This window comes from Mesobacillus sp., from assembly GCF_049588175.1.
GTDB lineage: Bacteria > Bacillota > Bacilli > Bacillales > Cytobacillaceae > Mesobacillus.
In genome coordinates this window covers 1-5,605 of sequence record NZ_JBAVFI010000260.1, presented here as the reverse complement: position 1 = coordinate 5,605, position 5,605 = coordinate 1, and the positions used below count along the sequence as shown (strand labels likewise).

At 40.8% G+C, this 5,605-nt stretch carries 6 protein-coding genes; all 6 read left to right on the top strand.

Annotation, left to right across the window (positions count from 1 at the left end):
* On the top strand, positions 1 to 450 hold a 450-nt coding region (locus WB217_RS06375; protein WP_423991733.1), incomplete at its 5' end, for a DsrE/DsrF/DrsH-like family protein.
* Between the two features lie 79 nt (positions 451 to 529).
* Positions 530 to 1,108 (top strand): sulfurtransferase TusA family protein, encoded by a 579-nt coding sequence (locus WB217_RS06370; protein ID WP_423991731.1) that lies wholly within the window; start codon positions 530 to 532, stop codon positions 1,106 to 1,108.
* Positions 1,109 to 1,149: 41 nt separating this feature from the next.
* Positions 1,150 to 2,271 (top strand): MBL fold metallo-hydrolase, encoded by a 1,122-nt coding sequence (locus tag WB217_RS06365; RefSeq protein ID WP_423991729.1) that lies wholly within the window; start codon positions 1,150 to 1,152, stop codon positions 2,269 to 2,271.
* 84 nt (positions 2,272 to 2,355) lie between these two features.
* Entirely contained in the window at positions 2,356 to 2,583 is a 228-nt protein-coding gene (locus tag WB217_RS06360; protein WP_207502186.1) for a sulfurtransferase TusA family protein, read from the top strand.
* Between the two features lie 103 nt (positions 2,584 to 2,686).
* A complete protein-coding gene (locus WB217_RS06355) occupies positions 2,687 to 3,463 on the top strand; it encodes a sulfite exporter TauE/SafE family protein (protein WP_423991726.1) in 777 nt (258 codons plus the stop codon).
* 236 nt (positions 3,464 to 3,699) lie between these two features.
* Positions 3,700 to 5,526 carry a M6 family metalloprotease domain-containing protein gene (locus WB217_RS06350; protein ID WP_423991724.1) on the top strand — a complete coding sequence of 609 codons (1,827 nt, stop codon included), beginning with the start codon at positions 3,700 to 3,702 and terminating at the stop codon, positions 5,524 to 5,526.
* Positions 5,527 to 5,605: the final 79 nt, after the last annotated feature.

Below are 5,605 nucleotides of genomic sequence, written 5' to 3'. Positions count from 1 at the left end.
TTATTCAGTGGAGATTATGATAAGGTGATGGCTGCCTATATCATTGCAAATGGAGCTGCAGCTTACGACCACGAGGTAACAATCTTCCACACATTCTGGGGACTGAACGCTTTAAGGAAAGATGAGCCGATCCAGGTTGAAAAATCATTCATCGAAAAAATGTTTGGCAAGATGATGCCAAGAGGCGCTAACAAAATGGGTCTTTCAAAAATGAATTACGCAGGCTTTGGTCCTAAAATGATCAAAGATGTGATGAAAAAACATAATGCAATGCCGCTTCCTGATCTAATCGAAATGGCTAAGGAACAGGATGTAAAGCTTGTTGCCTGCCAAATGACAGTGGACCTGCTTGGTCTAAGGCAAGAAGAGATTATGGAAGGTGTTGAATTTGCCGGTGTAGCAGCATATCTTGCTGATGCAGAAAATGGCAACGTCAACCTGTTCATATAATAAGGGAATTTCACTTAGAGCGGATCACTGCTCTAAGTGAAAATAACCTCATAGATAAACTCAAAGTGGAGGTCGAATAATGGATACAGTAAAAACAAATTCCACAGTCGATGCAAAAGGGCTAGCTTGCCCAATGCCGATTGTCAGAACAAAAAAAGCAATCAACACTTTAAATCCTGGCGAGGTTTTAGAAGTGCTCGCAACGGATAAAGGTTCTAAGGCGGATATTCAGGCATGGGCAAAAAGCTCAGGTCATCAATATCTTGGAACAATCGAAGAAGGCGAAGTTCTTAAGCACTACCTCCGTAAAGGCGGAGAAAGTGAAGAAAAGGAAGAAACAAAATATCCAAATATTGTTTCAAACGATGATGTGATTAAGAAACTTGAAGCAAATGAAAATGTTGTTGTCCTTGATGTAAGGGAACCAGCTGAATATGCATTTGGACATATTCCAAATGCTGTTTCAATTCCCTTCGGAGAACTTGAAAGTCGAGTATCAGAACTAGATAAAACAAAAACATTCCTTGTTGTTTGCCGCACTGGAAACAGAAGTGATATGGCATCACAAACCCTTTCAAGCAATGGTTTTGAAAATGTTTGGAACGTTGTGCCAGGCATGTCTGATTGGAATGGTCCGACAGAGTCAAAAGTAAAATAATTTTTTTCGAAAAAAATATACCCTAGGAGGTAAGTTTTGATATGAAAGCTATGATGTCTAAAGATGTTACAAAAAAAGTATTCAACAAAGAACCATTCTTTATCCTTGATGTCCGTAATGAAACAGACTTTAATGATTGGAAAATCGAAGGCGAGAACTTTGAATACCTGAACATCCCATATTTTGATTTACTCGATGGTGTTGAAGAAATTCTTGATCAGATTCCAACTGACAAAGAAGTTCTAGTTGTATGTGCAAAAGAAGGTTCTTCAGTAATGGTTGCTGAAATGCTAGAAGAAGCTGGTCGTGAAGTGTCATATCTTCAGGGCGGAATGAAAGCTTGGAGCGAACACCTTGAGCCGGTTAAGGTTGGAGATCTTAAAGATGGCGGAGCTATGTATCAGTTTGTCCGTATCGGCAAGGGCTGCTTATCTTACATGGTTGCCTCTAATGGTGAAGCAGCATTGATCGATGCAACAAGAATGACAGATGTTTACCTTGATTTCGCTAAGGAAATTGGCGTGGAAATTAAGCATGTATTTGATACTCACCTACATGCAGACCACATTTCTGGCGGCAGAAAAATTGCTGAAGCAACAGGTGCATCTTACTGGCTACCACCTAAAGATGCTGAAGAAGTTACATTTAACTACCAGCCACTAGAAGATGGCAACAATGTGAAAATCGGTGAAACAAACATTGACATCAATGCTTTGTATACTCCTGGCCACACAATCGGATCAACCTCTTTCGTAGTAGATGAAAAGTATCTTCTATCCGGAGATATACTATTCATTGACTCAATCGGACGTCCCGACTTGGCTGGTAAGGCAGAAGACTGGGTATCTGACCTAAGAAACTCACTATACAATCGCTACAAACAGCTTTCAAATGAACTGATTGTACTTCCAGCTCACTTCATGATCATCGATGAGCTGAATGAAGACGGAAGCGTATCTGAAAAACTAGGTACTCTTTTCGCAAAGAACCACGGCTTGAACATTGAAGACGAAGCTGAGTTCAGAAAGCTTGTAACAGAGAATCTTCCGCCACAGCCAAATGCTTATCAGGAGATTCGTGAAACCAACATGGGTAAAATCAGCCCTGATGATGAAAAGCAAAGAGAAATGGAAATCGGGCCAAACCGCTGTGCGGTAAGATAATACAAATTTTCCTCAGGGGCGTTGAACTAATCCCCCTGAGGTGCACCTTAAACAGAAATTAAACCATCTTAGGAGGAATTTTACATGAACGTAGCAAAAGTATTAGACGCAAAAGGACTAGCTTGTCCAATGCCAATCGTTAAGACAAAGAAAGCAATCGCTGATATCCAATCAGGTGAAGTACTTGAAATCCATACAACTGACAAAGGCGCTGTAAAAGATCTAGCTGCTTGGGCACAATCTACTGGAAATGAACTTCTGAAGCATGAAGAAGAAAACGGTGTGTTCAAGTTCTGGATGAAGAAAGCCTAATTGAACGAAGGGGGAGCTTGTCCCCCTTTTCTTATGTTTTGAGAAAATAGTTTTATCTGATTTAGTAACACATCTTGTTTATGAAGAATAAGGAGGAAGCCTAATGGATTTAAACTTTTTAATCGTCATTTTCTTAATTGGCTTTATTGGTTCTTTTATTTCAGGTATGGTTGGCATCGGCGGTTCCATTATTAAATATCCTATGCTATTATACATTCCACCATTGTTTGGTTTGGCTGCGTTCAGTGCACATGAAGTGTCTGGAATCAGCGCGGTACAGGTATTCTTCGCTACAATCGGGGGAGTTTGGGCTTACCGCAAAGGCGGCTATTTGAATAAGACATTGATCATTTATATGGGTGCAAGCATCCTGATTGGTAGCTTAATCGGAAGCTATGGCTCCCAATTCATGTCAGAAGGCGGCATCAACGTTACTTATGGTATCCTTGCTCTGATTGCAGCAGTTATGATGTTTGTTCCTAAAAAGGGTATCGATGATATTCCGCTTGATCAGGTTACTTTCAATAAGTGGCTTGCGGCGGCGTTTGCATTTATCGTTGGGGTAGGTGCAGGTATCGTAGGAGCAGCTGGTGCATTCCTTCTTGTTCCAATCATGCTTGTTATCCTTAAGATACCAACAAGAATGACCATTGCTACTTCGCTGGCAATTACATTTATCTCTTCAATCGGATCTACAGTCGGAAAAGTTGTGACGGGCCAGGTAGATTATGTTCCGGCATTGATCATGGTGGTAGCAAGCTTAATCGCTTCTCCTCTTGGTGCGAATGCAGGGAAGAAGGTTAATACAAAAATCCTTCAGTATATCCTCGCAGTATTAATCCTTGGAACAGCTATTAAAATTTGGCTGGACATATTGTAGGTTAGAAAAGGCATTGCTTTTGCAATGCCTTTTTGCTTTTGATATAAAGTCAATTAAATAACTTCTATGGTAATGAGCTACCTGGATCTATTGGCTACTTCAATTAAGTATTCCGAAAGATAAGTCTTTAGCATCATCCATTAAACTATCAAACCATACGATATCCCTATTTAGAATATACTGAATATTTTATAATATTTAGGATATAGAAATATATTTTATAGGGGAGTGATACCATGTTAAAAGTCCTATCAACTTCAGCACTGTCTCTTGCTTTGGCAGGAAGTGCAGTATTTGCGGGAGTCAGTGCAAATGACTCAACAGCAAAACCACAAAGTAAATATGAAATCAGCCTTGCGCACCATGTTGGGGCGGCACCTGAACTTGTCGATAAAGCAAAGGAACTTGGAATCGATATTTCAAAAGTCGATCCTGCTGAAAAAGCAGCTGTGAATGGAGCAAAATTTCAGCAGCCAGGAGATAATCACGTTGCTTACAGACAAGCAAAAGGGGATGTCCCAGTCCTAGTTCTTTTAGCTAAGTATCCTGAGGGAGATGAACCTGTAGGTGATATGCAGGGGCAAGTTCCTGCAAAATACTATGAGGACTTGATTTTTGGAACAGAGTATAACCCTTATGAACTGAAACAGTTCAAACAATATGATGGAGCAGACGTTCCGAAAGACCGTACGATGCAAAACGCTTATAAAGAATCAAGCTATGGAAAAGTCAACTTGGTCCGCAAAGAAAATACTGAATTTGTTTGGGTAGAGATGCCAAAGGGTGCTTCATACTATTTGGATCAAGAAGGCAAATATGCTGAAAACGGTAAGTATGTACTTGGTAACGAGAACGGGGATGCGCACACTGGTGAATTCATTCGCGACTTGTTGAAAGCAGCCGATGACCAGGTAGACTTCTCACAATATGCCGAGAATGGCGAAGTGCCGAACGTTTTTATAATCCATGAAGGAACAGGAGCAGAATTCAGCCGCGACCCCGCACAGTTCTGGTCTCATAAATGGAGCCTATTAAGTGCTTTATACTATGGAAAATACTATGAAACAGGCAAACCAGCTGATCAGTATGAAGGCATGAATCAAGGTGCTTGGATTAACAAAACTGTTAAAGAGGATATGACTTATGATGGCGTGGTTGTTAACAACTACAACATCCAGCCAGGTATCGGCGGTAACGTTGCAGGATTTGATGCTGCATCAGGTACGTACAAAGAGGAAGCGAAAACAGGTCCTTTCCCTGCGCAGACAGGTGTTTATGCCCATGAATTTGGACATGCTCTAGGTTTGCCAGATTTCTATGACACTGTTTATACTTCAGAAGGTGTAGGGAACTATTCAATGATGGCAGGCGGGTCATGGATGCGCTATCCTGATGCCCCGGTTTACAGCGGAAACTCTCCGACACACTTTGATCCATTTTCTAAGGTATTCTTAGGATGGGCAAATCCAATTGAAGTTAAGGCTGAACAAGGTATAAGAGAAATTACATTGCCACCAATCAACAAAGCAACAGCTGATAACGGCATCGTTAAAATGGATGTTCCAGGCTCAAATGGCACGGAATACTTCTTATTTGAAAACGTTCAACAGGACGGCTTCAACAAAGGCTTAATCCGTCAGGGAGAGAATTCTAAAGGTTTAGTTGCGTGGCATGTAGATGAAAATGTCATTAATCTTTACCAGACTGCCGGCTTCCGTCCAAACAACGTGGAGAACTGGATGAACAAACGCTTCCAATTTAACCAGTCACAAACAGCAAGCAATGGTGATGTTGTAACTCACTACGGTTTATCTGTTGTACAGGCAGACGGAAAGTATGATCTTGAAAAGAACTTAAATCGAGGAGATGCAGGTGACTTCTTCAAGGCAGGCAGCAAGATCACTTCTGTTTCAAGCAATGTTCACTCTGGCTCTTACTACTTCTGGAAAGGTTTTAGCGACACACCTGCTGATTCGGGAATCCATGTAACAAACATTGTTGAAAACAAAGACGGCTCAATCTCAGCTAAATTCTTCTACAACTTTAATTCCAGTGTAAAATAAAAACCAAAAACCTGAGTTGGGTATTTCCCTGCTCAGGTTTTTGCAGTTTACATAGCTTTTTTAGCAGAAACAAATACAC

What these genes read in the sequence shown, in the direction of transcription:
- WB217_RS06370 (WP_423991731.1), top strand. Translation starts at nt 530, where the DNA reads ATGGATACAGTAAAAACAAATTCCACAGTCGATGCAAAAGGGCTAGCT.
- WB217_RS06365 (WP_423991729.1), top strand. Translation starts at nt 1,150, where the DNA reads ATGAAAGCTATGATGTCTAAAGATGTTACAAAAAAAGTATTCAACAAA.
- WB217_RS06360 (WP_207502186.1), top strand. Translation starts at nt 2,356, where the DNA reads ATGAACGTAGCAAAAGTATTAGACGCAAAAGGACTAGCTTGTCCAATG.
- WB217_RS06355 (WP_423991726.1), top strand. Translation starts at nt 2,687, where the DNA reads ATGGATTTAAACTTTTTAATCGTCATTTTCTTAATTGGCTTTATTGGT.
- WB217_RS06350 (WP_423991724.1), top strand. Translation starts at nt 3,700, where the DNA reads ATGTTAAAAGTCCTATCAACTTCAGCACTGTCTCTTGCTTTGGCAGGA.